Below are 24,235 nucleotides of genomic sequence, written 5' to 3'. Positions count from 1 at the left end.
TTCCGAGGTAGGGAGTCACAGTCAGTCTAAATGCGCAACTGTAGTACTTCTGTAATGGGCCCTTACTCGTCAAGTCCCTTCGTGATCACCGCGCCGCTGGGATCCTGCTTCAGTCCGTGGTCAGCACCAAGACTGCCACATCAGGCCATCAGATCCTTAAGCCGGCAGGTCAATCTAGGACGCGTGATTTGCCGAAGCTTTCACAGCACTACTCCCGACTTTGCCAAGCCCTCGTCCGAGCGACGGGACCTCGAAGAAGCAGTGCCTCCGGCGGCCTGCCTCGCTGCCTTGTTCCTCCTTTACGCGGTGACGGTGTCCTTGCCCCAACGGAACTGACTGGCATCAGCCCACATGCGATGGAGGACGGTGGCGAGCTTGCGGGCCAGCGCCACCTTTGCCCGTTTCATGGGCGCCGCTTCGCCACGTCCATCGCCCAGCGCTTCAGCGCGGAGAACCGCGTGGCGCGCGTCAGCATGTTGTGCGCCGCTTCATAGAGCGCGGTTCGCACCATTCCATCGCCGACCTTGCTGATGCCGCCGTCGATGTCGGTCTCGCCGGATTGATATTTCTTGGGCGTCAGTCCGAAGTACGCACCGACCGTTCGGGATTTTGCAAACCGGTCCGGACCGCCGAACGATAGGTGAGCGCCACCAGAGCCCCGACACCGGGCGCGCTCATCAGCCGCTGGCAGACAGGATCGACACGGGCGATCTTCAGCATCGCGCGGTGCAGCCCGGTAAACTCGTTCCACAATACGGCCCGGGCCTGCAGCATCGCGCCGATCACCGTCGCAAGCATGTCATGGCCTTCGATGAGTTCGCGAATGCGCGCCTCGAAACGTCCCCGGCTCACCTCGCCAACCTTGAGCCCGTAACCGCGTAGGATTCCGCGTATGCTGAGCTCGACGTCGAGCAACTTGGCCTGCAACAGCTTGCGGCCGACCAGCAGTGCCCGCACCTCCTGGGCATCTGCAGACTTGGCGTGCACAGGACGGTACCAGCCCATGAGCAGCAACTGCGCGATCCCGCGGGCATCCTTGCGATCCGTCTTCACCGGCCGACAGTGCCGCCTTCACACGCCGTGTCTCCAACAACACCACCTCAAAGCCGGCGTCGACCAGACCCTCGCGCAACCACTGCGACAGTGGGCCCGCCTCAAGGCCGACGCGGATCACCGGCAATCCCAGATCGGCAAAATGCTGCAACAGCGCCTCTGGCTCGCTCGCCACCTTCGTCTCTCGCACGATCTTGCCCGATGAATCCACCACGCAAACGCTGCTCAGTTCCAGCGACACATCAATTCCTGCATAATAGTCCATGGTTGTCCCTCGTTTGATGCTTGGGGCCGAGACAATCGGACCCCGTTCAACATCATCACTCTGAGGGACAGCCGCCTTCCTGGCTATTTAGGAGCGCCGGCCCACTACATGGGGTAATCGCGGGAGCGGTGCCCTACTGGCTGCTGAACGGACATTTCCGAGACGTAGCCAAGGTGGTTGTTCCCCGACAAGACGGAAAAACGGAATCATGGCGCTGGGCCAGTCCCAAGCATAGAATATACCGGAATGTTGACAACCGGCGAAACCTTTTACCGGTCCGCCGGCATGATTGCCTGAGACCCCCGGAACATAGTTAGAAGAGTAGCGATAACGTAGATCGCCAGAGTTCTGAATTGCGTCCGCCTTATCTTATGCGTTGAAACGTCCCTGCCGGGACGTAGGTCGGGTCATTCCGCTGATGCCGTTACAGGTGAACGTGAACCACGTACACACTGCGTCCATTACTTGGAAGATTCCTCCCGCGAAAACCCATCATGCGGCGATCGGGTATCGACCGCGCAGACAACCGTGCTCTCGGCAAACGTCAATCAGCCACGCAATACGAAATAGCGCTTCGCATCATGTTCTGCATCTTAACGCGTCGTCCGGTCGATCGGCGGTCAGCGGTCAAATAAATAGTGTCAAAAGGGCTTGACCGAAATCGCGCGATTAGACAACGGCATCTAGGGGATGCCGATTCCGAAATAACGCGTGTGGGCGACATTGAGGATGCGATTGACCAAGCTCGAGAAGCTGTGTCCGGCAGTCATCGCGGCTAGGAAATAAGAGGAGCTCATACTGAGCGCCGGCGAGTTGATCTCCAGGACAAAGGGCTGGCCGGAGCGGTCGAGCCTGAGGTCGACGCGGGCATAGTCCCGCGACTGGCAGGCACGGAAGGTCGCAATGGAAATATCCCGCAGCACCGTCGCCAGCCCGCTCTCGATTTGCGCCGGGCAAATCTTCGGCACCGCCGCGGCCGCCACGTATTTCGCATCCCAAGTCATAAGACGCGTTTCGCGATCGCCGAAGTCCTGCTCCACCAGAGGCAACACCTCCGGCTCTCCGTTTCCCAGCAACGCGACGGTGATTTCCCGCCCATCGATGTATTCTTCCACGAGCGCATCCTGCGCATACTGCGTGACGATCACTTCCACGGCCTGCTTCAACTGAGCGGGCTCATTTACGAGCTGCAATCCCAAGCTGTCGCTTTCGTAACGCGGCTTCACTACGACTGGGAATCGCAGGTCACCGGCACTCTCGGTGCCGCGACGCATCACACGAAAGTTCGGCGTCGGCACCCCGCGATCGCGGATGAGCATCTTGGTGACGACCTTGTCGGCGCCCAGCCCAAACGCGAGCGGGCCCGATCCGGTGTACGGAACGCCGGCCATCTCGAGCATGGCCGGAACGTGGGTGTAACGGAACTCCCCCTGAATTCCGCCCGACCAGTTGAAGACCATTCCGGAGGGGCGGCCTTGCGGATCGGGGGGCATGAATTGCTCTAGCGTACTGAGCAGTCCTTTATCGCCTTCGCACAGCAGCGTCTCATGGCCGCCCTCTTGCAATGCCGCCACCATGCTTTCGACCATCTCGCGATCGTCGTACTCCGGACTAGGCTGACCGAACCGGTTAATCACGCCCGCATGATCATAGTTCCACACGACGGCTACCCGCATAAGCTTTCTCCTTGGATTTTTGCCTGCTGTCACATTCATTCGCTCGGATTTGGTTGCTTATGGGGAACAGCTCGTCTGGACCCCGCGCGCCCACCGTGTCCCAGGCAATCGGCGTGCCACCGAAGAGGTTGTGCGAACAAGAGGGGCAAAACCACGTGTTTCGCACCGCGACTTCGGTCCTTGCGCCCCAGCGTGTCGGGTTCCAGACATAGACGTCTTCCACCGGACACGGCTGAACACGACCACATGGACGCCGAATGACGACGGCGCCTCTCGTGCACCGTGCGCACCGCGTCCGGCGCGCCCTCGGCGGCGGCCCGGTAACGGCGCAGATGTCAGCGCATTTGCTGTCGAACGCCGGATCGGGCTTGGGCGACGGCCACAGCCGAAACCGGTGCGGCCGAAGGTCGCATCCTTTTTAAAAAGCGCCCACGCTTCTGCGCCTCGCGCCGACTGTATTGACGGCGAGACGCTGGTGCGGACGCTGCTGACCTACAAACGGCGAGAGCCTCGCGTCTGTTCGATGGTCAGGGTGCCGACTCCCAAGGAGGAGGATCAGCGCCGGATCTGCCGGGAGCGCAAGACACTGGTTTGCGAACGCACAATTCATATCAACCATATCAAGGCGTTGCTGTTTACGCAGGGCGTCACCGGCTTACGGGCCGCTGCGCACCGACCGCCGTAGGACGCCTTGAGGAGCTTAGAACCGGCGACGATCGTTCGCTACCGCCGCATTTGAAGGCACAGATCACCCGCGAACTCGATCAGCTCGAACGCTCGAACTGCTGCTGGAGCAGATCAAGGCGGTGGAGGCCGAGCGCGACGTGCTCGTGGCCGAGAATGCCGATTCCGACGAAGCCGCCCCTTTGTTCCGATATGATTGCGCCCCCGGATTCCGAGATGATCTCGCCCCCTGGGGCTAGGGCTCTGCTGGCGCTGATTGTTGTCATTTCGTATGCGTCATGTGTCAAGCTTTTTGCGGCTGCTTTCGCCGCAGGCTTTCGCCCGTCAGATCGATGGGATGAGCGTTGTGAACGAGGCGATCCAGGATGGCGTCGGCATAAGTCGGATTTCCGATGACGCCATGCTGACACGGGCAGTTGGCTGGTGTGATGGGGAGCGGCGGCCGTAGCGATCCTCGAGGATTCGAGGAGATCGTGCCCGGCCTGATCGTCGAGTGGTTCAAGGCCCCAATCATTAAGGATCAGCGATTGGACACGGGCGAGCGTGCGTTGCAGGCGTGCGTAGCGACCATCGCCTCTGGCGAGCGCCAGGTTGGCGAACAGGCGTGGGACACGCTGATACAGATCGTCCCGGCAGGCCTTATGCCGGAGTGCGCAGGCCAGCCAACTCTTGCCGACCCCTGATGGGCCGCAGATGGCCAGATTGTCGTGGGCATCGATCCAGTCGCCCGCGATGAGCTTGAGGAACAAGGCTCGATCGAGGCCGCGATCGCCACGATAGTCCACATCCTCGGGGGCGGCCTGATGGCGCAGCTTGGCAAAGCGCAGGCGGGCGCCGAGCTTGCGATCGTAGGGCCAGCTCCATTCCCGGTCGAGCAACAGCGCCAGCATTCGCCATGCGATAGCTGTTCGGCCTCGACACTGGCGGCCAGTTCATTGAACGCTTTGGCCATTCCGGTCAGGCCCATGGCGTTGAGCCGGTCGAGAGTGGGATGTGCAAGCATGTCATTCTCCTTCAGTGGTAATAGCGGGAACCGCGGATATTGGGGTGGTCGATGGGCTCGCGAGCCGTCGCCTGGCGCGACGATGCCCGGTCGAGGTGATTGTCGATGATTGAGCGGACTGAGCCATAAGTCCGGGCGTTGATCTCCAGCGCCCCGCCGCAGGCGGCGTTGACGCGCTCGCGGCCGAAGCCCTTGACGAGCCGGATGACGCCAAGACAGGCGCGGAAGCCTTGTTCGGGATGCGGCCGATCCGCCAGTATCTTCTGGCACAGCAAGGCCGCATCGGGGCCGATCGCGGAAGCTTCCCGGGTGATCCTCTCGATCGTCCAGTCGGCAAAGCGGCGGTGCGATAAGGCATGTGATCCGACACCGTCGTGTGCCGTCCATTGCCGCTGGAGCGCAGATGGGCGGCGATCCTCTCGCCCTTGCGGAACAGCTCGATGGTGGTCGCCGTGATGTGCGCCTCCATCTGCTCCCGCGCAAAGCGGTATGGCACCGAGTAATAGTGCCGATCGATCTCGACATGGTAGTCGAGGCCGGCGCGCCGAATGCGCCATTCAGCAAAGACGTAGCGCTCAACCGGCAGCGGCTTGAGCACACGGGCCGGTCGATCTCTTCGAACAATTGCCGTCGCGTACGATTGACACGACGCAGCACCCGGCGATCGTTCAGATCGGCAAGCAACTCGCCGATCGCCGCGTTGACCTCGGCCAGGCTGTAAAAGACACGATGGCGCAGGCGACCAAGAAGCCAGCGCTCGACAATCCGCACCGCCGCCTCGACCTTGGCTTTCGATAAAGCCGTCAACTGCAGCCCCTGCGGGGACGACCGGCCTCACGGTCCGCATTACTCACCCATTCCACCCGCTTAAAGGCCAGAGCTTCGAGATGATCAGCCGCAGCCCGCATTGGGCGAGCACCGGGTGATTTACCGGGCGGCGGACGGGAGCTTACCCACGATTGCCGCCGCAATGACGGACATGGAGAAGCCTGACGCATTCCGGCGCGTCGCCGCCGGGCGCGCGGCCTTCCGGACATCCGACCTATTGGATCTGCTCACGCTGCTGGATCGGATCTCTGCGCCGGCGGAGGCGGACGATGCGTAAGGTTAAATACGCCGCTTATGTAAGGCAAATTACGCCGCATATCGCTTGGTCGGATACCGGAGTTATGCCCAGAATCGCGGGGTTGATCCTCAGGTGCGGTGGAACGGCCTTGTTTGGCGTCTCATCAAGTAAGGCGTATTTATATTTACGAATCAGTTTGGACGATGGTCATGGCGAAGCCAAAGCCAAGACGGCGCGACCCAAAGGCCGAGGCCTTGGCCCGCGACGGCGCGCTCAAACCCCCACCCCGAGGCCGTGCGCGACACGCTGTTCGCTGGCAATCCCTTCTTCGATGCCAGGGATCTTGTGCAGATCCGCTACGAGATGGTGCGCCGCCATCGCGCCGATCGCGTGCCGATCAGCGGCGTCGCCAGCGCCTTCGGGGTGTCGCGGCCGACCTTCTAAAAAGCGCAGAGCGCCTTGGCCGAGCACGGCCTCGCCGGGCTGCTGCCCCAGCAGCGAGGGCCAAAGCGCGGCCACAAGATCTCTGCCGAGGTCCTGGCCTACATCGACCAACTCAGGGCGACGCGGCCCGACCTCACCGTGCCACAATATGTCGACACGATCGCCACACGCTTTGGCGTCAGGGTGCACCGGCGAAGTCTGGAGCGGGCCGTGGCGCCCAAAAAAAACGACGCGATCTGCCCTAACCGTCCGCGCGACCAGCCTCGTCGGCACATACGAACAACTGCGCGCCGCGGTGCTCAGCGCCCAGCTGATTACTGGATCAGGGCTGCTCGCGCTGCGCCGTCAGGGCATGGTCGCCTGGATCAAGACCGCATTCGACAACACCCAATCTTACGCCGCCTTGCCCGGTACATCGCCCTTCGTCGGCAGACGCGTTCGCCACCAGCGAGCTCACCCTCATCCTTGCCAGTTTGATGTCACGCAACCGGCGGCAATGGCGCGGTGGCGCAGCCCACACTGTCGCTGCGTGCTCTCGCCGTTCTCGGCGACCTGTCGAAGCTAGACTGACGGATGTAGAGGTAAGCGTCGCGCCGCATGTGATCGGCGACTTTGAGGTCAGGCATGGGCTGGCTCCGCGGGTTGGCCGGCCGAACGCATCCACGTTATCGACTGCGACCTGGGCAAATCGGGATCCAGCGCCGTTGCCCGCGACGGCTTCCAGGAACTGGTCAGCGAAGTGGCCCTCGCCAAGGCCGGCGTCGTCATGGGGCTGGAGGTCTCGCGCCTGGCCCGCAACTCCGCCGACTGGCACCGGCTGCTTGAGCTGTGCGCCCTGACCAGCACCCTCATCCTCGACGAGGACGGCATCTACGACCCGGCCAGCTTCAACGACAGGCTGCTGTTGGTTTGAAGGGAACCATGTCTGAGGCAGAGTTGCACTTCCTCAAGGCGCGCATGCGCGGCGGCCAACTCAACAAGGCAAGTCGCGGCGATCTGAAGATAGGGCCGCCCGTCGGCCTGGTCTACTTGTCCGACAGCATCATCGCGCTCGACCCGGGCGCCGAGGTGCAGGCCGCGCTTCGCATGGTGTTCACGACCTTCGAGCGCCTGGGCAGCGCAACCAGAACCGTCAAGTTTTTCCTCGACGAAGGTATTCTGTTCCCGCGGCGATTACGCAAGGGACCGCACAAAGGCGAGCTGATGCGGGCGCCGCCGCGGCATATCCGCGTCCTCCAGGTCCTGCATAATCCGAGATATGCCGGCGCCTTCGTCTACGGTCGAACGCGTGGTCGGCCGCGGCCGGGCGGCGGCGTCTCGCAGATCAAGGTTGGTATGGCCGAGTGGCGGTTCGTGATCCCCGACATGCACCCGGGCTATATCGACTGGGAGCGCTTCAAGGCCAACCAGCAGCGTCTCGCCGACAATGCGTAGGCCTACGGAATGCAGCGCCACGCCGGACCGGTTCGCGAAGGATCCGCCTTGTTCCAGGGCAGAGTTCTCTGCGGCCTGTGTGGCGGGCGCATGGGCGTCCATTACAGCCAGGAGCGTGGTCAGCCTGTCCCGACCTATATCTGCCAGCCGACTGCCACCCGCCAAGGCGGCAAGGTCTGCCATTCCGTGCCCGGCAAAGTCGTCGACCCGGCGGTGGGTGCATTGCTTGTCGAGCTGATGACGCCGATGACCCTTGAGGTCACCCTGGCGGTGCAGCGCGAGCTTGAGGCACGCGCCGCCGAGATGGACAGGTTGCGCCGACAACACATCGAGCGGAAGCGTCATGACGCCGAGCTCGCCCGGCGCCGCTACATGAAGGTCGATCCCGACAATCGCTCGTTGTCGACACTCTCGAGGCCGAGTGGAACGAGAAGCTGCGGCTTCACACCGACGTCGTCGAGAACTACGAACGCCGCGCGCCCGAGGAAGCCGCTGCCCTCGATGCCGAGACGCAGCAACGCGTCCGCGATCTTGCCGAGCAGTTCCCGCGGATCTGGAGCGATGCCCGCATCGACGTCCGCGAGCGCAAGCGCATCCTGCGGCTGCTGGTCGCCGACGTCACCCTGGTCAAGGCCGAGTGATTACCGCAAACGTGCGACTATCCGGCGGGGCGACCCGCACCTTGACGCTGGAGCGGCCTTTGCCGATCGCCCAGATCCGCAAGTTCAAGCCTGAGCTCGTCGCCCAGGTCGACCGCTTGCTCGACCGTCATTGCGATCGCGAGATCGCCGATATCCTCAATGAACGCGGCCTGCGGAGCTGGGAAGGCAAGCCGTTCAATCTCAAGAAGATCGCCTTCATTCGGGCAGCCTACAACCCTGCCCAGTCGGCGGCAGCGACTGCGCGATCGTGGCCTGCTCACCACGCAGGAAGTGGCCGAACACTTCGCTATCGCCGAGACCACCGTGCATCAATGGGGGCGTCAGGGCCTCATCACCAAAGTCTACAGCGATAATCTCAACCGGGGTCTGTGGGACATTCCTCACGACCTCGAGATCATCAAAGGCCGCCCGGGCCGAAACGCCGTTCCGCCCGCCATGCATCAATACCGTGCCATCAACCGAACAGCACTCATTATGAAACAATTGCCTTGTCGCGTGATGAAACAATTGCCTTGTCGCGTGGTCGCCGCAGGCGGGTCGGCAGCACCGAACTGCCATAATGCTCGGCCATGCCGGCATAGGTGCGGTTTACCTGCGGGTCGTAGCGGCAGGCCTTGATGATGGCGACCTTGGCATTGTCGGGAACCAACAGAGCCGGCGCGCCGCCGAACGCTTCCAGTGCATTGACGTGACAACCCAGCCAGTCCGGAAGTGTCTCACTCCAGCGCGTTTCCGCATATGATAGGCTCGAAGCGCCCAACACGGCCACGAACCGATGCGCCTGGCGCGTCTTGCCCCTCAGCCGGTCGACGATCACCGTCACCGTATCGCCGGCATAATCGCGAAGAGCTTGTCGCCGGCGACATGGTTCTGCCGCTTCGTTACTAGCAGGTTGGATCCCCCAGCCTCTGTATAGGTCACAAAAGCGGCTATAGCGGTAACCATCGGGGTCGCGAGCGATGTATTCGTCCCACAGGATCTGCAGCGTCACATGCTTGCGCTTCAGCTCGCGATGCACGCAAGCCCAGTCCGGCTCCACACTGCGACGGTGCCCTGTCTTCGTCCCGTTTGCCTTGTAGAGCGCAGCCTCCAGGACCGCGTCGGTGATCTCGTCCCCTAAAGGCCAGGCCAGTTCGGCAGCCTCCGCCCGGCGAAGCGTTTCGCGCACAGTCGAGGGCGCAGCCCCGACCCTGTACGAGATCGCCTTGTGGCCAAGGCCCTCTTCAAATCGATATCTCAAAATCTCGCGGACGCGCCGCATCGCCAATCTCTCCGCAGGCATTTCATTCCTTCTCCTGGACAACCCAAAAGAAGGAACATTTCACCAGCAGAGCACGACGCCCCATGCACCCCTCCAAGGGGGCGGCATCATTTCGGAATCAGGGGGCGGTTAATTCTCGGAACGAGGGGGCGAGATCATTTCGGAATCGGGGGGCGACATCCCTCGGAATTTGCACCGAGAAGGCGGCGGACAAGCCAGCGCCACCAGCCACGATGCTTTTTGAGATCAAAGGGATCGGTCCCGAGTTCGCCGCCATCCTCTATGCGGAGGGTCTGTTCCGACAGTACGTGTTCGCGAACCTCTCCGCGCCTGCCTCCAACTGCCAGAGCGACCAAAATCGTCTCTTTGGGAACGTCCAAACCGACGTAGGTGATATGCTCGTCCATGGCCCGTCTCCTATGCATGAGGCTCGGCGCCGGGATATCCAGCGGAACCATCGGTAACCTGCATAATGTGAGACGGGTCGCCCTACCTCAGGCGAACATGTGGTCTAGGAAGGAGCCGCCGATGAGCCCTTTTTGGGTATCCCGCTTACCCAATGCCGGGCTGGGCGGCGAGTCTAGCAGGCTTCTCTGATGGGGTTGGTGAGGTCAAGCTTCTCCTGCTTCTTTTTTCCGGACCATGTCGCCCCGCGAGTCACTCGCTTCTCCTCGCGGTCGGCGCTGGGCCGCCGCATGATGGGGTCAGGACAGCAAGGCGTCTCAATCTGTTGAGCGACCTTGGGATTGTCTGTCCCAGGATCTATAGCCTGCCAACGAGATCGCCTTGCCCATCGGCCTCACGGGAACGATCCGGATCACCCTTTCGGGCGAACCACCGTTTTTCCTCTTCGTTTGTCCGTTTGTCTATTTCATGCCAATGCCGGACCGGCTTCCTCACCGAAGCGGAACTCGGACGCATCACTCCACATGCGATGCAGAATGACAGCGAGCTTGCGGGCAACAGCAACTCGGGCTCGCGCCCCATACCGCGCCGCGTTTGGCGACGTTCATGCCCCCTGCTCTGAGGCTCGACCATTTCTTGCTGAGCGCGAGCAGCGAATGAGCTGCCTCATAGAGAGCCGTGCGGGCGAATTCGTCACCGCATCGGCTGACCTTGCCCTGAATGTCCGTCTCACCAGATTGGTAACGTGCCGGGGTCAGACCCAGATACGCGCCGACATCCCTCGAGCGACGAAAGCGGTCCGGCTGATCGATCGTGGCACGAAAGGCGAGCGCGGTGATGGGTCCCACACCTGGAACGCTCATCAGTCCCCGGCAGACTTGCTCCTGGCGGGCGATAATGAGGACCTGCCTTGTCAGTCGCCCGAACTCGCGCAGCATGGTGGCCACGATCGCCAGAAGCGGCTCGGCAAGCGCCATGACGACCGTATCTGCGCCAATCAGTTCGCGCACGCGATCGGCGAAGGCTGCACGGCTTGGCGTGCCAAGCTTGATGCCGGCCTCCCGCAGAATCGACCTGACTACGTTCTCGATCGTCCGCATTTCATTGAGGACCGTGCGTCGTGCGACGAGGAGGGACCGCCAGAGCCGACACTGCTGACTCTTCACATGCACCTGTCGGTACCAGCCGGTGCGCATGATCTGCGCCAAGGCGCGGGCGTAGTTCTTGAGCTCATCACCTGAGACCTGAATGTTGAACGCGGTCTTCTCGTTGAACTTGTAGGTGCCGCCGGCCCAGAAAGCCCAGTTGCCGCCCCACTGCTGTAGAAGCCGCGACCGTTGGCGTCGATGACGTTCGCGGAGTCATCGTTGAGGTTGCCATTAGAGCCGTAGCCGAACATGCCAAATAGCGACAGTTCGGTTGTGACGTTGAAGTCGACGCGGATCTTGCCGGCAACGGATTCATAGTTGCTGTCGTAAGCGACAACGCCCGCGACCGCGCCCCAGCCTTGCGTGTACTTCACGGCGCCGACGACGTGCGGAACATAGCTGTCGATCGTGCCGACAGTACCAGAGCCTTCTTCGAGCGAGACCACGGCCGAGAAACCGTTGCCGCGTCGAAATAGTACTGGACGACATTGGTGTCGAAGCCGCCGTACGGAACGATCGTGTCATTGAAGACGTCGCCAGCATAGCCGATGAACGTATCGAAAGCCGACTCGTCCTTACCAACCCGCAGGCCACCGAGCTGAATCCACGCGAAATTCAGTGTGAGGGCTCGGTTGTCGGCAGAGTTCTGAGGACTGTCGGGGCCCGAATAGGCGTTGCGATTGCCGAAGTTGAAACGGGTCTCGGTATAAGTCTTCAACCTACCGAGCTCAGTTTCCTGCCCGGTCCAGGTTTTCAAATCGAAACGAGAACTCTTTTTCCATGTGCCCTGGTCCGCTCCCGGTCCGAACGTCCGCGGTTCTCGCCCCGTCGAACGAGCCGACGTCGCCCATGCCGATGGTATACCGGACGTAGCCGCCGATGCGCAGGCATGTTTCAGCGCCAGGAATGTAAAAGTATCCGGCGCCATATACGTCGCAGATCCTGACGTATTCGGCTGGTTCCGGCTCGGCGATCGTCACCGCATCGGCGGCGCGAGCACCGGAAACTACGACCATGGCCGCAGCTGAGCCGAGAAGAAGGCTCTTGATGTTCATTTGGATCTCCACTCAAAGGATTAAAAAAGGGCCAGGGCAGCTTCTTTGCTGAAAGACAGCGTCCCTCTCCATTCCCGTGATCGAAAAAAGATGCGCGTCGCGCTTCTTTCCCCGCAGTTTGACGCTATCCGCGATATTGAATAATGCAAGATAATGGTGCGGGAAGCGGAGATATATAAAACAACATTGCGATTATGTCACAAAAATAGAATATATACTGCACAAATAGCTGAACTATACATATAACACAAGTGGACAGTTCGCACGATATTGTAAATTGCGTAAACAGTGCGTAGTGGAGCGTGCGACCCTCAATAGGGCCTTTCACAGGCTCACAACGACCAACCGACTGCCGGTGTACGGATTTGCAGTTGGTTTCGTCAGCTGGGCTTCATGTCGAGGAAAAGTCTCGTGCTGCCCAGATGACTTCTGCAGCCAGATCTTGTCGGAGCATCTCTATGGGAATTTGGCCATCAAGCCGAGGTGAAGGGGAGGTCAGCCAAAGCCACGCCGGTCTGGGATTGGCGATCAAGGAGAGCACTTGTCGTATCCCCGGCGCAGGCCTGCCGTCGATGAACTGAGCCAACGGGAATACGTGCTTGCGCGCGCCTTTCCGCAACGCAATTACATCATTGTGCCGTTGCCACCAATGCAATGTCGATCGCGGTATGCCGAAGTGTTCTTCCAGATAGGTGGGCCCTGCAACTGCGCCCGCCCAGTCTTCAATGCGCAGGCAATCGCTTTGCTGATCTCGCGCTTTTAGGATTGCGCCCGCGCGCGCGCCCTCGGTTCGAACCCTGAGCGGAGCCGCCTCACCGGCGCTTCCGTTGGAGCGACGCACTGCTTCGGCTGCGAGCCTGCGAACAAATTCAGAGGCCAGGGCAGTCAAATCGTCATGAATGGTTTGTCGGGCGTTGCAAAGTAATTCGGCGGCAGCGATATTGCCAGTCCCCATGTGCGATGAGATTGAACTCCTTTCGTTCATAACCCCCTCATGCTGAGCCAGAACGCGCTTGACCTCCTGTGCAACGAAGCTTGAAAGCTCGTCGTCCTGGCGAGGCTCATTTCCAAAATCAAATGATTTTGTCATGTGTGGCTCCCCTGCCGCGTAAGAGTCCGCTTGATTCCCTGCGTGATCAAGCTCGACAATTCCATTGACCGGCTAACGACTGGCTCACGGCCCATTCTAAGACGTGCCGATCGGGTATTGAACGCGCGCTCGATCCGTGCCGAATTCGCCAACGGCGAGCGCTGGGGTTGGATAGTACCTGCAACGGCTGTTGCCTATCACCTCACACCACACCACCCGAAAGCGATCTGTTGGGCAGGTTAACTGGATCACTGCCAGGCTATCTATGGATCGCATGGAAAACAGATCAGCGAAAATCCAGAAATAGTTATTTGCGGCGGTGTTTGATTATGTAACCGGTAGCGCGGGTCGCCCCAATTGCTGTCTCGACCGACGAGCGTTTGCCGTAGCCGTTGCCTGCCATTTTATCTGGCCGTCTCTGCTGATTGCGGCGATATGCTGCCGTAGTCCGGCAGGTGCGCTTTGATTGGTTCGATCGCGTTGAGGCGAGGCGGACGATTGCGCACCCGACATTGTCCAGGATGAGCAACTTTGTCGCATCTACGACCGAGTCCGGCACGACGTCAAAGCTAGCTTCTGATACTAACTGCGCCAAGGCCATTGTTGGAGATGGCGCGGCGGGATCGCAAGCGGAATGCCGGGTGTTCATGTTCCCTCCCGTGATTGGATCATCGACAAAGCAGTATTGCCAGCTTTTCTAGATCCGTTCGAACTCATGCCGCGAAAGCCGGGGCGCTCTAGTGGTGCGCGTACATGACAGGCGACGACTCGCCCGTCTGCCGTCGGCACCAAGGGCGGCACATCGATGCGGCAACGCTCGACCGCGAGCGGGCAACGTGGATGAAACGCGCACCCGCTGGGGGGGTTGATCGGGCTTGGGACCTCGCCCTCAACGGGTGCCTCCAGCCGAACCCCTGTGGGATCCGGCACCGGTGCCGCCGCGATCAGCGCCTCGGTGTAGGGATGGACCGGTTTGGCGAAAAGTGCCTCACACGGGGCCAGTTCCACGATCCGCCCCAAATACATGACCGCAACGCGATGCCCGATATGCTCCACGACGCTGAGGTCATGCGAGATGAAGACGAAAGCGATGCCCATCTGTTGCTGGAGATCCAGAAGCAGGTTCAAGATCTGTGCCTGCACTGAAACATCAAGGGCTGACACCGCTTCGTCGGCGATGATGAGAGAGGGGTTGAGCGACAGGGCCCGTGCAATGCCGAGCCGCTGGCGCTGACCGCCCGACAATTCGGACGGGAGCCTGTGCATCATGTCCGGCGACATTCCGACCTTTCGGAGCAGGTCCGCGGCGAGTGCCTGACGCTGCTTCCGGCTGAGGCGCTCAAAATTCTCTACGGGTTCGGTGATAATTTGCCCGGCCGTGAGGCGCGGATTTAGCGACGAGTAAGGATCCTGAAAGACCATCTGCATCCGACGGCGCCAGGCGTGGAGCGCGTCCTTTTTGAGGCCCGCAATGTCGGCCCCGTCGATCATTACGCGCCCGCTAGTCGGCGGCACGAGCCGCATCAAGAGGCGCGCCACGGTGGACTTGCCACAGCCGGATTCGCCGACGATGCAAAGCGTCTCGCCCGCCTCGACGGAAAAAGACACATCCTCCACCGCCCGGATCACCGGAATGCTTTTCTTGAAGATTCCCGAGCCAAGCGGATAGTGCTTGGTCAGATTCTCGACTTTCAGCAAAGGACCACTCATGCGCCCATCACCTCTTCGGCGCGCCAGCAAGCTGCGGCGTGGCTCGACCCGACATCACGCAGGGCGGGCATCTTCTCGCGACAAATATCGATAACGAACGGGCACCGTGGCGCAAAGCTGCAGCCCACGATGGGCTCGCGAAGACTTGGGACAATGCCGGGAATTTCCGGAAGGCGGCGCTGACGGCCTCGCCGCGGATCAGGCACCGATCGCATGAGGCCTTGGGTGTAGGGATGCGCAGGACGCGCAAACAGATCTATGACGTTTGCTTGTTCTACGATCCGGCCAGCGTACATGACGATCACGCGTTGGCATGTCTCGGCTACAACGCCCAGATCATGTGTGATGAACATGACGGCCGTTCCCGTGCGCTCTTTCAGGTCGACAATCAGCCGCAGGATCTGCGCCTGGATTGTGACATCGAGCGCAGTCGTCGGCTCATCGGCAATCAACAGTTCCGGTGAGCAGGCAAGAGCCATGGCGATCATGGCGCGCTGGCGCATGCCGCCCGACATTTCGTGCGGATAGTTGCTGACGCGGCGCTCGGGGTCCGCGATGCGGACGAGACGGAGCATTTCCTCGGCCTTTGCCATGGCAACGGAACGGGACGCTTTCGTGTGGATCTGCACCGCTTCGGCGATCTGGTGGCCGACCGTATAGACCGGATTCAGGCTCGTCATCGGCTCCTGAAAGATCATGGCGATCTGGTCACCGCGGATCTTGCGCATCTCCCGATCGGACAGCTCAAGCAGGTCGCGCCCGTGGAAGCGGACCTCGCCACCGACAGTCCTGGCGGTCAACTTCGGCAGCAGGCGAAGAATGGAGAGAGCGGTGACGCTCTTCCCGCATCCGGATTCGCCGACGACGCCGAGCGTTTCGCCTTTCTTCACCTGGAAACTGACGCCGCCTAGGGCGCGGGTGACGCTTTCTTCGCCGTAAAAGTGCGTCTCAAGGTCGCGAACGTCGAGAAGCACATCATCCTCTTCAGATTCTCGCATCAGCATGTCAGCGTCTCCGCTTTGAGCGGGGATCGAACATGTCGCGCAGGCCATCGCCGAGTAGGTTGACGGCAAGGACTGTGACGGCAAGGCAGATACCGGGCGCGAAGATCGTCAATGGGGCGATGGCGAGATATAGGCGCGAACTGGCGATCATGTTGCCCCAGCTCGGAATCTCGGGCGGCACGCCCACGCCGAGGAAGCTCAGCCCCGCCTCCGTCAGGATCGCGCTGGCGCAGACAGTGGCGGCCTGGACCATGAGCGGCGGAATGGTGCTCGGCAGGATATGCCGCCACAATACCTTGGGCAGGCGCGCGCCGCCGCAGAGCGCGGCCTCCACATAGGGACGCTCGCGAACACTCAGAACCACTGAACGAACCAGCCGCGCGACCGCCGGCGTCTCGGGGATTGCGATGGCGACGATGAGGATGCCGATTCCGGGTCCTGTCAGGGAGATGAGCGCAATGGCCAACAGAATCGTCGGTAGCGACATCAGGCCATCCATGACCCGCATGATGATGTTGTCGAAGCCGCGGCTAAAACCTGCGATAACACCGATCAGAAGCCCGGCAAGAGCCGCGCATGCCGCTGACAGCAATCCAACCATAAGGGAGATGCGGGCGCCGAAGATCGTTCTGGCAAACACGTCACGGCCGAGATTATCGGTTCCGAACCACATCTCGGGGGAAGACGGCTGGAGGCGCTTGAACGGATCCATGTTCACTGGATCACCGGCGTAAAGCGGGGCGGCGACCGCCAGGATGATCAGGAGCGCCAACAGGCCGCCGCCGACCAGGACCAGCGGGTGCCGCCTTGCGAGACGCGGAAGATCGGATAGCTGCAAACGACCCATCGGCACAGCTTCAACTGGTGCGGAGAGGAGGGTCATATCAGTACCGGATGCGGGGATCGATCAGCGTATACGCCAGATCGACCGTGAGATTGATAAGGACATACAGACCTGACGTCAGGATGAGCACGCTCTGAATGATGGGATAGTCGCGGTTGTTTATCGCATCGACGACCAGACGCCCGATCCCGGGTAAGTTGAACACCGTTTCCGTGAGGACGACCCCGCCGATCATATAGGCGAAGCTTATGCCTATGACGGTCAGGATCGGCACGCCGGCATTTTTCAACGCATGGTGGAAAAGCATGGCATAAGACGAAGCGCCCTTGGCAGCGGCCGTTCGCATATAGTCTTCCGACAGCACCTCAAGTATACTCGCCCGCGTGACCCGCGCGATGAACGCAATGTAGCCAACACTTAGAGCCACGGTGGGAAGGATCAGGTGCACGAACCAAGGCCAGAGACCACCATTGATCGGCACATATCCCTGGACTGGCAGCCAGTGCATCCTGATAGCAAACAAGTATATGAGAAAATAGCCGATGACAAAGACCGGGACGGAATAGCCAAGTGCCGAAAAGGCCGCGAGGAGGCGGTCAACGAGACCCCCGGTTCGCCACGCGGCAAGGATGCCGAAAGAGACCCCGACCGTCACCGAAAGCATCATCGTGAGGATTGACAGGGAAAGGGTAGGTTCAAGCCGCTGCGAGATCAGCTTCAGAACCGGTCGTCCCGTGAAAATCGAGGTTCCGAAATCGCCGCCGAGCATGTCCCAAACCCACCGTATGAACTGAACTGGCACCGGATCGTTCAGACCCAGCTTTTCGCGGATGCCGGCGATCATTTCAGCCGTTGCCGACTTGCCGGCGATCATCGCCGCCGGATCGCCCGGCGCCAGCCTGAGGATCAGGAAGACGAAGATCCCGACCATCGCCATGACAGCGATGGTCGAGAACATTCTGCGCAGAATGTAACCGGTCATCAGGCGGAGGCTTTCTGCATGTTCCACATCGGGAATTCCGTCCCGCCGGAGACCACCTCGAGAAGGCCGGTAAGCGCCTTTCGGTGCGCTGTTGGTAGGACAACGCGCCCGAGCAGAACGCCGCCGACGAAATCCCACCATATCCCTTGCATTTTACGGGCCAGCGCCTGGCGCGCTTCCAGCGTGTCGACATCTACCCATTTGGCGCGGAGCGCTTCGTATTCGTCGTTTTTTGGCCAGCCCCACCACGCTTGTTCGCCATTTGCGAGCAAGAAGGGAGTGCTCATTGGGTTGGATCCAGCGTAGTCAGAGATGAAGATGTTCCAGCCACCATTCTCGACGGGGCCCTTGTTCTGTCGGCGCGTGGTAAACTCACCAAAGGACATCGGCGCGAGCTCAGCATTGACCCCGATCTTGCGCAGCGTGTCCGCCAGAAGCTGCGAGGCATTGCTCGCCTCCGGCCAGTCCGTCGTTTGGAATATAAGAAGCTTCTCGCCCGCATATCCGGCTTCCTGGAAAAGCTGTTTGGCTCTTTCCGGGTCACCGCCTTTCTTGTACCATCCCGTGTTCTCGTCATTGGAATAGAGGGGACTGTTTCCAAATATTGAAGTCACGGTTTGGGTGAATCTTGGGTCGGGATACATGACGCGCAAAAAGGCCTCCTGGTCAATCAGGTGAAGCATCGCCTGGCGCGCCTTCACATTGTCGAATGGCGGCTGTAAGAAATTCATCCGCAAGCAATTTGTAGTGCCCTGCTTCGATAGAACGTGCAGTTCAAGATTGGGATCGCTATCAATCACCGGGTAAAGATCGGCGGGTGGTGACCAGACGAAATCAGTCTCCCCTGCCTGCAAGGCTGCTAAGGCAGTTTGTTGATCGGAAATAACTTGCCAGACTGCTCGATCCACCTTGACGACCTTCCCGCCGGCGAATCCGTCGGGCGCCTCCTTGCGGGGTACATAATTTTCATTGCGGTCGTAGGTGAAGCTCGCGCCAGGCTTGGCTAGCGCCTCATTGAACTTGAACGGCCCGGATCCGATATTCGAGGTCACCTGCTCGGTGGCGGGACGATCTGCATCTTTCTCCCGCATGATAGGTAGCCCCCCCTCCGCCAGCGTATCAACTAGAATCGCCAGCGGCTCCTTGAGCGCGATCGTGAAGGTCTTGTCATCCTTTTTCGAGATATCCTTGGCCCTGGCCATCATCAGTTTTCCACCAGCCTTCGCCTGGCCCCAGCGGCGGAGCGAGGCCACACAGTCCGCTGCCGTGACGGGGGTGCCATCATGAAAGCCCAGGCCATCCCGTAGCTCGAAAGTATAGGTCTTCTTGTCCTCGGAAACCTTCCAATTCGCCACCATTTGCGGCTGCGGCATAAGCTTGGAGTCAAGCGCGAACAGCGTATCGTAAATCGTAATGCCATGCATGCTTGTGATGTCAGCCGTGGATAGAAGCGGATCGTAGACCGTGAGGTCTGCCATCACCATCCGGACCGTCCGGGCGTCATCTGATGATGTCTGCGCCCGAAGGATTGACGGCATTGATAACGCCGTTCCGGCGGCCATGCCTGCCTTGATCAAGCTGCGTCGGGTGATTGTCATGTTCAAAGTCCCCTTTCTTTATTTAATGCCGCCTGCTTCTACAGTTGTTGTCATGAACCCGCCGGATGGCGAAGTCAGATCAATAATTGGCATGCCGTACCGCGGGGGCGCTAGCAAGCCGACACGTGAATTCCAGGCCCGTGTTCGGGGCAATCGTCGTTGCCGTGAATACTGGCGCCAACTGGAGGCCTGGGACTGAATGTCAATCCCACCGGTCGGACCTGCACTCGGGAAAGCGTCGAGAACTCCCTGCGCAAAATCATGAACCGGGGTTCACCGCTTGAACGCACTGATCGTCATGCGCAGCCACGTCGAGATCGGCAAAAACCGGCCCCGATCACTGGCGCTTCTCTGGCGCATGGACACCGATCGAGATGAAGGTCCACGGCAAGTCGCCGGATTTGCGGCGCTCATCGAAGATCCGTTCCCAGAATTCAAAGGCGCCAGGAAGAAGGTTCTTTCCCGGCACGGCTTTTCCGTCTCGAAAGGCCATGTACGCGCGATCCTTGTCCTTATGGGGTCGCCATTGAGGTCCTCCTGCAAACTCCGGCGCGCCCGTTTTTGCAAAGGAGACCCAGTAATTTCGAATAATGTCCCCTAAACGGACGTCAGCCTGAGTGGGATGAATGCCGAGCCAGTTATTAAACACATACGGAAGGTCGGTGCTGTGGGCAGCGCCTCCCCGTCCTTGCCAGGGAGATCGCTGGTCGAAGTAATAGAGATAAACATTTGACGAGACATGACGGCTTTCGCGCACCACCTTCTGATGAGACCACGTACAAAAGGCGTCCCTATATGGCGCGATCCAGGCAGGATCGTCAATCGTAGTCGGATCGCCGGCCGGGTAGAGCGACAGATACTCATCGGCCAAATCACCGTAACGCGCGCGGGCCATCTTTGCATAATCTTGCGCATCGCTGGGAAGATGAGCTTTCCAGTCAGTGGTTTCGGTCATCTGATGACCTTCATTGCTAGTTAAACCGATGATGAATGGCACATCATTCTGTTCGCCGCGCTCGTAAATCTCATAAAGCTGAGCTGGAAACACCCACCCATCGAGAACCAGATTGGGGATCGTACTATAGCCGCTGGAGTCTGCTACCTCGGCTTGGTTCACCACCTCCATGATCTTACCCGCCGGCATGGCGCGCAGTTCTCTAAGCGTGCCAGCACCGACAGAGCGAGCGAATTTGACGCCTGACTCTTCAGCTGCGGGCATACCGTATCCCGCGCGCTTCAGCGGTTGCAGGAATTTCAAATATCCACTTTGAACAATAGCTTTATGGAAGAGCCCCTTTGCAAGGGGGGATGCCGCAAGATAAATGGCGCTGTAGGCTCCAGCCGATTGACCAAAGACCGTAACATTGCCCGGATCGCCGCCAAAGGCGGGGATATTCTTTTGAACCCATTGGAGCGCCGCTATCTGATCGGTGACGCCGTAATTTCCCGATGCATGGTGAGGCGATTCCGCCGTCAGTTCTGGATGAGCAAAGTAACCAAAAACGCCCAACCTGTAATTGATGCTAACGACAACAACTCCCTTACGGGCCAATTCGGCGCCGTCAAATCGCGGGTCGGACGCAGCGCCGTTGACGAGACTGCCGCCGTGCATCCAGACCATAACCGGCAGCGACCCCAGATCATCCCCCGAAAGGTCCGCCGGCGTCCATACATTCAGATACAGACAGTCTTCACTCATTTGCAGGGCACGCAGCCGATCATAATAAGGACCGGCCCCCGAGAGAGGCTGCATGCCGATTGGCGAAAAAACCTTCGCCCCGCGTACGCCCTTCCACGGGAGGGACCAAACTTCTGCCGGCTTCCAGCGCCGCTCTCCCACGGGGGGAACCGCATAAGGTATTCCGCGAAACACCGAAAGGCGATTGCCTTCGACTTCCATCTCTTCCCCTACGACAGTCCCCAGAGGCGTATTGACAACCGCATCTTTTGCGTTCGCCCGCGAATGAGATGCACAGAGCGAAGTGAGATCGTTGTTTTTCACCGTGGTTCTTCCCATATTCTGTTTTGTTATAAGTGATCAAAGTCGCGCCGCGGCCGAAGAGCACCCTTGCTGCCTTGCAAGCACCGGGTAACAAGTCGGTACGATCTTGGAACCGCGCAGAATGGCTTGGTCCGGCGTTTCGGCCTCTATTTCCCCTTCGTAGAAGACATCCCAAGTCGACCATTGCCTGCACTCGAGCACGCGAATCGGCGCCACTACTGACCGGTACCCCGACGACTTTGATGCCGGTGGCTTCCTCAAGTGGGTCGAGCCAGTATTCGCGGATCACCCTTTCATAAGCGCCGCCGCCGATTGCCAACACCACGTCCTGGTTCTGCAATACCGCGAGGCCACACAAGCCGTACTGCACGAGCGTCAACGCCTATGCTTACGGTACCCTCAAGCAACTCAAAATCTCCCACCAGCGCGCGGGTCGCCATGAATGTGATCTCGTTATTTAGCATCTGGCATACTATCGTTAACACTCCTGCATGTCAACAGGACCTGGGCAGCGCTTGATTCGATGAGCGAACCCGGGCCGAACGGCCCGCGAACACCGGAGGAAGGTCCCCTCGCCGGAGGTGTTGCGGCAAAGGCCCTGGCGTGCCTACTAAGCCCGCACCAGGCAAAGCGTTCCCCACCCACGCGGCGATTTGGGATGTGATATATTATGGTTGAAAATGGCATATCATTAGGATACTGAAAGATCACACAGGAGAAGAGTAGAATGCGTTACGACCAGCGGCTCCCCGCTCAAGGGCTCGAAGAGTCAGCCATTTTGGAGGCTATGGAAAACGCGCGGCGAGGTGACGTGGACTGGCGGGGAGGTCGCTTGCCGGGCTTCTACGTGCATTTCGCCGACGACGAGGTCGATCGCATTGGCAAGCAAGCTCTTGAGATGTTCCATGCCACCAATGCGCTGGGCGGCGATGCGTTTCCTTCGATCAAGCACTTCGAGAGGGAAGTCGCAGACTGGTCACTGTCGCTGATGCATGCCGATGGCGGAACCGCCAGCATCACGTCCGGCGGAACAGAAAGCATCTTCATTGCAATGAAGACGGCGAGGGAGTGGGCGAGAAGCAACCGCCCCGAAGTGACAAGACCCAAGATGGTAATCTCTCACAGCGCACACCCCGCCTTCGACAAGGCGGCCAAGTACCTGAGCATTGACGTCGAGCGGATTGCGCCCCGCGATGACTTCAAAGTCGACATGGGCGCATTCGTGGCTGCGCTTGACGATCGGACCATATTGATAGCCGGTTCGGCACCGCAATTCACGATAGGCGTGTTCGACCAGATCGAGGAATTGGCCTCCATCGCCATGTCGCGGAATATCTGGTTTCACACCGACGCTTGTGTGGGCGGATTCCTATCACCCTTTGCGGAGCAGAACGGACACGCCATCCCTCTATGGGATTTCCGGGTAAAGGGGGTGCGGTCAATTTCCGCGGACTTGCACAAATACGGGTTTGCGCCGAAAGGGGCCTCGATCGTCGCCCTCTCGGACGTCGCCAATCGGAAATATCAGGTTTTCGACTTCGACAACTGGTCCCGCGGACGTTATGTGACCTCGACTTTCGCAGGAACACGTTCAGGCGCAAACATCGCGGCAGCTTGGGCCGTAATGCGTTTCCTTGGCAATGAAGGATACTGCAGGATTTCCGAGCGGATTTGGCAGACGCGCGATCGACTCATCGAGGGCATCCACGGCATCGACGGATTGTTCATATGCGGTAAGCCTGAACTTACTGTTATGAGTTACGGCTCAAAAGCGCTTGATGTCTCCGACATTGCGGCGGGCTTGTCAGCAAGGGGCTGGTATACCGTAGCTCCTTCTCGGCATCCCCCTGCCATCAACTTGGGAATTCTGAGCCTAGCTTTCGCCGAGGTCATAGATGAGTACTTATCAGACCTACAAGAGATCGTCGAACAGCTGAATGTGGGCGAAAAGAGCTTCGACCATTCCCTTATCGGAAACTACGGCTCAGGCTAAACCCGCGAGTAAGCAACCTCGTCGTGGGTCTTACCCCCGAAGCGGCCTCAAGATGGCGGCAGCATCAATAATATCAGCGATGTAAGTCAGCGACTGGTCGATGTCCTGTCTTATCTCCTCCGCAACCATTGCAGCATCCTGGTTCTCCACTCCGATGGCGATCCTCTCCCTCCAGTCTCCTCGGGCCGTGGATATCGAAGAGACATAGTGGGGAAACAAGAGGTTCAGGTACGGTCCAGACTTGAGCCAAAGGGAATTGATGATCTTGAGAAGGTTCGGCATTCGGCACTCGCCATAGAGTTCGAACTGAAACCTATACACAAGGATCAAGTCAGCCCGCCGATCGCGCTCGGCCCGCGCCTTCTTAAGCTTGGTGGATATTGCGCGCAGTCTGACGGCGAACTCGGGCGTCCCTCTTTGCGCCGCCCGCTCCGCGGCGAAGCATTCGACGTGGAGCCGGATATCGCGCAGTTCGCAAATTTGTTCACGGGTCAGCAACGGAATCAGCGCGGACCGGTTTGCCTCCCCCTGCAGCACACCCTCGGATATAAGCCGATAGAGGACCTCGCGAACTGGCGTGGGGCTCATCTCGAAGTCCCTGGCCAGATTCCTGATCGTGATCTTTTCGCCCGGGGCGAACTGGCCGCTCCGGATCAGTTCGCCCAGCCGCTCATACACCTGATCTCGCAACATATCTGAGGTTGGTGATTTCAAGAAATTCATCCTTTGCTTCGTCCTTGTGTTCTCTTCTAAACCGTGCGCCGCCAACAGAAAAGTCGTGAGTTTGTCTGGCCAATTTGGTATATCAGTTATTGTCGATTGACATCACATGTTCGAACGCATAGTTTCGGGATCC

Annotated in this window: 19 protein-coding genes and 8 pseudogenes; 9 read left to right on the top strand and 18 right to left on the bottom strand. The window is 59.8% G+C overall.

The window, feature by feature from the left end; genetic code table 11:
* Positions 1–299: 299 nt before the first annotated feature.
* Positions 300–1,318 (bottom strand): annotated as a pseudogene (locus NKH36_RS14110) (IS110 family RNA-guided transposase).
* 683 nt (positions 1,319–2,001) lie between these two features.
* The gene (locus tag NKH36_RS14105) at positions 2,002–2,994 is read right to left on the bottom strand and encodes a D-alanine--D-alanine ligase family protein (RefSeq protein ID WP_352962759.1); all 993 of its coding nucleotides are present in this window, start codon (positions 2,992–2,994) and stop codon (positions 2,002–2,004) included.
* A 451-nt stretch (positions 2,995–3,445) separates the two neighbouring features.
* Here NKH36_RS14105 and NKH36_RS14100 point away from each other — a divergent pair.
* Positions 3,446–3,830 (top strand): annotated as a pseudogene (locus NKH36_RS14100) (IS110 family transposase); the annotation flags it as partial.
* Between the two features lie 300 nt (positions 3,831–4,130).
* Here NKH36_RS14100 and NKH36_RS14095 read toward each other — a convergent pair.
* Both NKH36_RS14095 and NKH36_RS14090 read right to left on the bottom strand, forming a co-directional pair.
* Positions 4,131–4,568 (bottom strand): annotated as a pseudogene (locus tag NKH36_RS14095) (ATP-binding protein); the annotation flags it as partial.
* Between the two features lie 124 nt (positions 4,569–4,692).
* Positions 4,693–5,473, bottom strand: a pseudogene (locus NKH36_RS14090) (Mu transposase domain-containing protein); the annotation flags it as partial.
* A gap of 95 nt (positions 5,474–5,568) precedes the next feature.
* Here NKH36_RS14090 and NKH36_RS14085 point away from each other — a divergent pair.
* From NKH36_RS14085 to NKH36_RS14075, 3 genes and pseudogenes are all read left to right on the top strand, one after another.
* Positions 5,569–5,786: pseudogene (locus tag NKH36_RS14085) on the top strand (DUF5372 family protein).
* A gap of 255 nt (positions 5,787–6,041) precedes the next feature.
* On the top strand, positions 6,042–6,191 hold the full coding sequence (locus NKH36_RS14080) for a hypothetical protein (RefSeq protein WP_352962756.1): 150 nt from the start codon (positions 6,042–6,044) through the stop codon (positions 6,189–6,191).
* A gap of 15 nt (positions 6,192–6,206) precedes the next feature.
* Entirely contained in the window at positions 6,207–6,668 is a 462-nt protein-coding gene (locus NKH36_RS14075; protein WP_352962754.1) for a helix-turn-helix domain-containing protein, read from the top strand.
* 2 nt (positions 6,669–6,670) lie between these two features.
* Here the strand turns inward: NKH36_RS14075 and NKH36_RS14070 are convergent, their stop codons facing one another.
* Positions 6,671–6,817 carry a hypothetical protein gene (locus NKH36_RS14070; RefSeq protein WP_352962751.1) on the bottom strand — a complete coding sequence of 49 codons (147 nt, stop codon included), beginning with the start codon at positions 6,815–6,817 and terminating at the stop codon, positions 6,671–6,673.
* Positions 6,818–6,849: 32 nt separating this feature from the next.
* Here NKH36_RS14070 and NKH36_RS14065 point away from each other — a divergent pair, with 32 nt between their 5' ends.
* From NKH36_RS14065 to NKH36_RS14055, 3 genes and pseudogenes are all read left to right on the top strand, one after another.
* Entirely contained in the window at positions 6,850–7,104 is a 255-nt protein-coding gene (locus NKH36_RS14065) for a recombinase family protein (protein ID WP_352962867.1), read from the top strand.
* A gap of 23 nt (positions 7,105–7,127) precedes the next feature.
* A complete protein-coding gene (locus tag NKH36_RS14060; RefSeq protein WP_352962748.1) occupies positions 7,128–7,625 on the top strand; it encodes a recombinase family protein in 498 nt (165 codons plus the stop codon).
* 9 nt (positions 7,626–7,634) lie between these two features.
* Positions 7,635–7,781: pseudogene (locus NKH36_RS14055) on the top strand (recombinase zinc ribbon domain-containing protein); the annotation flags it as partial.
* A 212-nt stretch (positions 7,782–7,993) separates the two neighbouring features.
* Here the strand turns inward: NKH36_RS14055 and NKH36_RS14050 are convergent.
* Positions 7,994–8,143 (bottom strand): hypothetical protein, encoded by a 150-nt coding sequence (locus tag NKH36_RS14050; RefSeq protein WP_352962887.1) that lies wholly within the window; start codon positions 8,141–8,143, stop codon positions 7,994–7,996.
* Between the two features lie 164 nt (positions 8,144–8,307).
* Here NKH36_RS14050 and NKH36_RS14045 point away from each other — a divergent pair, with 164 nt between their 5' ends.
* A complete protein-coding gene (locus NKH36_RS14045; protein WP_352962883.1) occupies positions 8,308–8,640 on the top strand; it encodes a hypothetical protein in 333 nt (110 codons plus the stop codon).
* 119 nt (positions 8,641–8,759) lie between these two features.
* On the opposite strand, the gene istA is transcribed toward NKH36_RS14045, so the two are convergent.
* From istA to NKH36_RS13990, 11 genes and pseudogenes are all read right to left on the bottom strand, one after another.
* Positions 8,760–9,569: an IS21 family transposase gene (gene istA, locus NKH36_RS14040; RefSeq protein WP_352962745.1), complete on the bottom strand. Its 810-nt coding sequence runs from the start codon at positions 9,567–9,569 to the stop codon at positions 8,760–8,762.
* 134 nt (positions 9,570–9,703) lie between these two features.
* Positions 9,704–9,955 (bottom strand): hypothetical protein, encoded by a 252-nt coding sequence (locus NKH36_RS14035; RefSeq protein WP_352962880.1) that lies wholly within the window; start codon positions 9,953–9,955, stop codon positions 9,704–9,706.
* Between the two features lie 464 nt (positions 9,956–10,419).
* Positions 10,420–11,179: pseudogene (locus tag NKH36_RS14030) on the bottom strand (IS110 family RNA-guided transposase); the annotation flags it as partial.
* Positions 11,162–12,156, bottom strand: a pseudogene (locus NKH36_RS14025) (porin); the annotation flags it as partial. The pseudogenes NKH36_RS14030 and NKH36_RS14025, both read right to left, overlap by 18 nt.
* A 391-nt stretch (positions 12,157–12,547) precedes the next feature.
* The gene (locus NKH36_RS14020; protein WP_352962742.1) at positions 12,548–13,246 is read right to left on the bottom strand and encodes an antitoxin Xre/MbcA/ParS-like domain-containing protein; all 699 of its coding nucleotides are present in this window, start codon (positions 13,244–13,246) and stop codon (positions 12,548–12,550) included.
* A 645-nt stretch (positions 13,247–13,891) separates the two neighbouring features.
* Positions 13,892–14,956 carry an ABC transporter ATP-binding protein gene (locus NKH36_RS14015; protein WP_352962739.1) on the bottom strand — a complete coding sequence of 355 codons (1,065 nt, stop codon included), beginning with the start codon at positions 14,954–14,956 and terminating at the stop codon, positions 13,892–13,894.
* Positions 14,953–15,954 (bottom strand): ABC transporter ATP-binding protein, encoded by a 1,002-nt coding sequence (locus NKH36_RS14010; RefSeq protein WP_502912040.1) that lies wholly within the window; start codon positions 15,952–15,954, stop codon positions 14,953–14,955. Before NKH36_RS14010 ends, NKH36_RS14015 begins: the two co-directional genes overlap by 4 nt.
* Before the next feature lie 7 nt (positions 15,955–15,961).
* Positions 15,962–16,843: an ABC transporter permease gene (locus NKH36_RS14005; RefSeq protein WP_352962733.1), complete on the bottom strand. Its 882-nt coding sequence runs from the start codon at positions 16,841–16,843 to the stop codon at positions 15,962–15,964.
* Position 16,844: 1 nt separating this feature from the next.
* Complete coding sequence (locus tag NKH36_RS14000) at positions 16,845–17,786, bottom strand: ABC transporter permease (protein ID WP_352962730.1); 942 nt, start codon at positions 17,784–17,786, stop codon at positions 16,845–16,847.
* Positions 17,786–19,384 carry an ABC transporter substrate-binding protein gene (locus NKH36_RS13995; protein WP_352962727.1) on the bottom strand — a complete coding sequence of 533 codons (1,599 nt, stop codon included), beginning with the start codon at positions 19,382–19,384 and terminating at the stop codon, positions 17,786–17,788. The genes NKH36_RS14000 and NKH36_RS13995 overlap by 1 nt, the downstream gene beginning before the upstream one ends.
* Positions 19,385–19,721: 337 nt before the next feature.
* Positions 19,722–21,386, bottom strand: coding sequence for a carboxylesterase/lipase family protein (locus tag NKH36_RS13990; RefSeq protein ID WP_352962724.1), 1,665 nt, complete (start codon positions 21,384–21,386; stop codon positions 19,722–19,724).
* 727 nt (positions 21,387–22,113) lie between these two features.
* On the opposite strand from NKH36_RS13990, the gene NKH36_RS13985 reads away from it, so the two are divergent.
* Positions 22,114–23,379 carry an aminotransferase class V-fold PLP-dependent enzyme gene (locus tag NKH36_RS13985; RefSeq protein WP_352962721.1) on the top strand — a complete coding sequence of 422 codons (1,266 nt, stop codon included), beginning with the start codon at positions 22,114–22,116 and terminating at the stop codon, positions 23,377–23,379.
* Between the two features lie 30 nt (positions 23,380–23,409).
* On the opposite strand, the gene NKH36_RS13980 is transcribed toward NKH36_RS13985, so the two are convergent.
* Positions 23,410–24,093 carry a GntR family transcriptional regulator gene (locus tag NKH36_RS13980; RefSeq protein WP_502912038.1) on the bottom strand — a complete coding sequence of 228 codons (684 nt, stop codon included), beginning with the start codon at positions 24,091–24,093 and terminating at the stop codon, positions 23,410–23,412.
* Positions 24,094–24,235: the final 142 nt, after the last annotated feature.

The organism is Mesorhizobium sp. M1312 (assembly GCF_040318115.1).
Lineage (GTDB): Bacteria > Pseudomonadota > Alphaproteobacteria > Rhizobiales > Rhizobiaceae > Mesorhizobium.
Note: the sequence above shows the minus strand (reverse complement) of the source record. Positions and strands in the feature narration are given on the sequence as shown.

Excerpts from the sequence above, each read along its gene's own strand:
- istA (WP_352962745.1), bottom strand. The coding sequence starts at position 9,569 with ATGCCTGCGGAGAGATTGGCGATGCGGCGCGTCCGCGAGATTTTGAGA.
- NKH36_RS14035 (WP_352962880.1), bottom strand. The coding sequence starts at position 9,955 with ATGGACGAGCATATCACCTACGTCGGTTTGGACGTTCCCAAAGAGACG.
- NKH36_RS14010 (WP_502912040.1), bottom strand. The coding sequence starts at position 15,954 with ATGCGAGAATCTGAAGAGGATGATGTGCTTCTCGACGTTCGCGACCTT.
- NKH36_RS14105 (WP_352962759.1), bottom strand. The coding sequence starts at position 2,994 with ATGCGGGTAGCCGTCGTGTGGAACTATGATCATGCGGGCGTGATTAAC.
- NKH36_RS13985 (WP_352962721.1), top strand. The coding sequence starts at position 22,114 with ATGCGTTACGACCAGCGGCTCCCCGCTCAAGGGCTCGAAGAGTCAGCC.
- NKH36_RS14015 (WP_352962739.1), bottom strand. The coding sequence starts at position 14,956 with ATGAGTGGTCCTTTGCTGAAAGTCGAGAATCTGACCAAGCACTATCCG.
- NKH36_RS14070 (WP_352962751.1), bottom strand. The coding sequence starts at position 6,817 with ATGCCTGACCTCAAAGTCGCCGATCACATGCGGCGCGACGCTTACCTC.
- NKH36_RS13995 (WP_352962727.1), bottom strand. The coding sequence starts at position 19,384 with ATGACAATCACCCGACGCAGCTTGATCAAGGCAGGCATGGCCGCCGGA.
- NKH36_RS14005 (WP_352962733.1), bottom strand. The coding sequence starts at position 16,843 with ATGACCCTCCTCTCCGCACCAGTTGAAGCTGTGCCGATGGGTCGTTTG.
- NKH36_RS14020 (WP_352962742.1), bottom strand. The coding sequence starts at position 13,246 with ATGACAAAATCATTTGATTTTGGAAATGAGCCTCGCCAGGACGACGAG.
- NKH36_RS14000 (WP_352962730.1), bottom strand. The coding sequence starts at position 17,786 with ATGACCGGTTACATTCTGCGCAGAATGTTCTCGACCATCGCTGTCATG.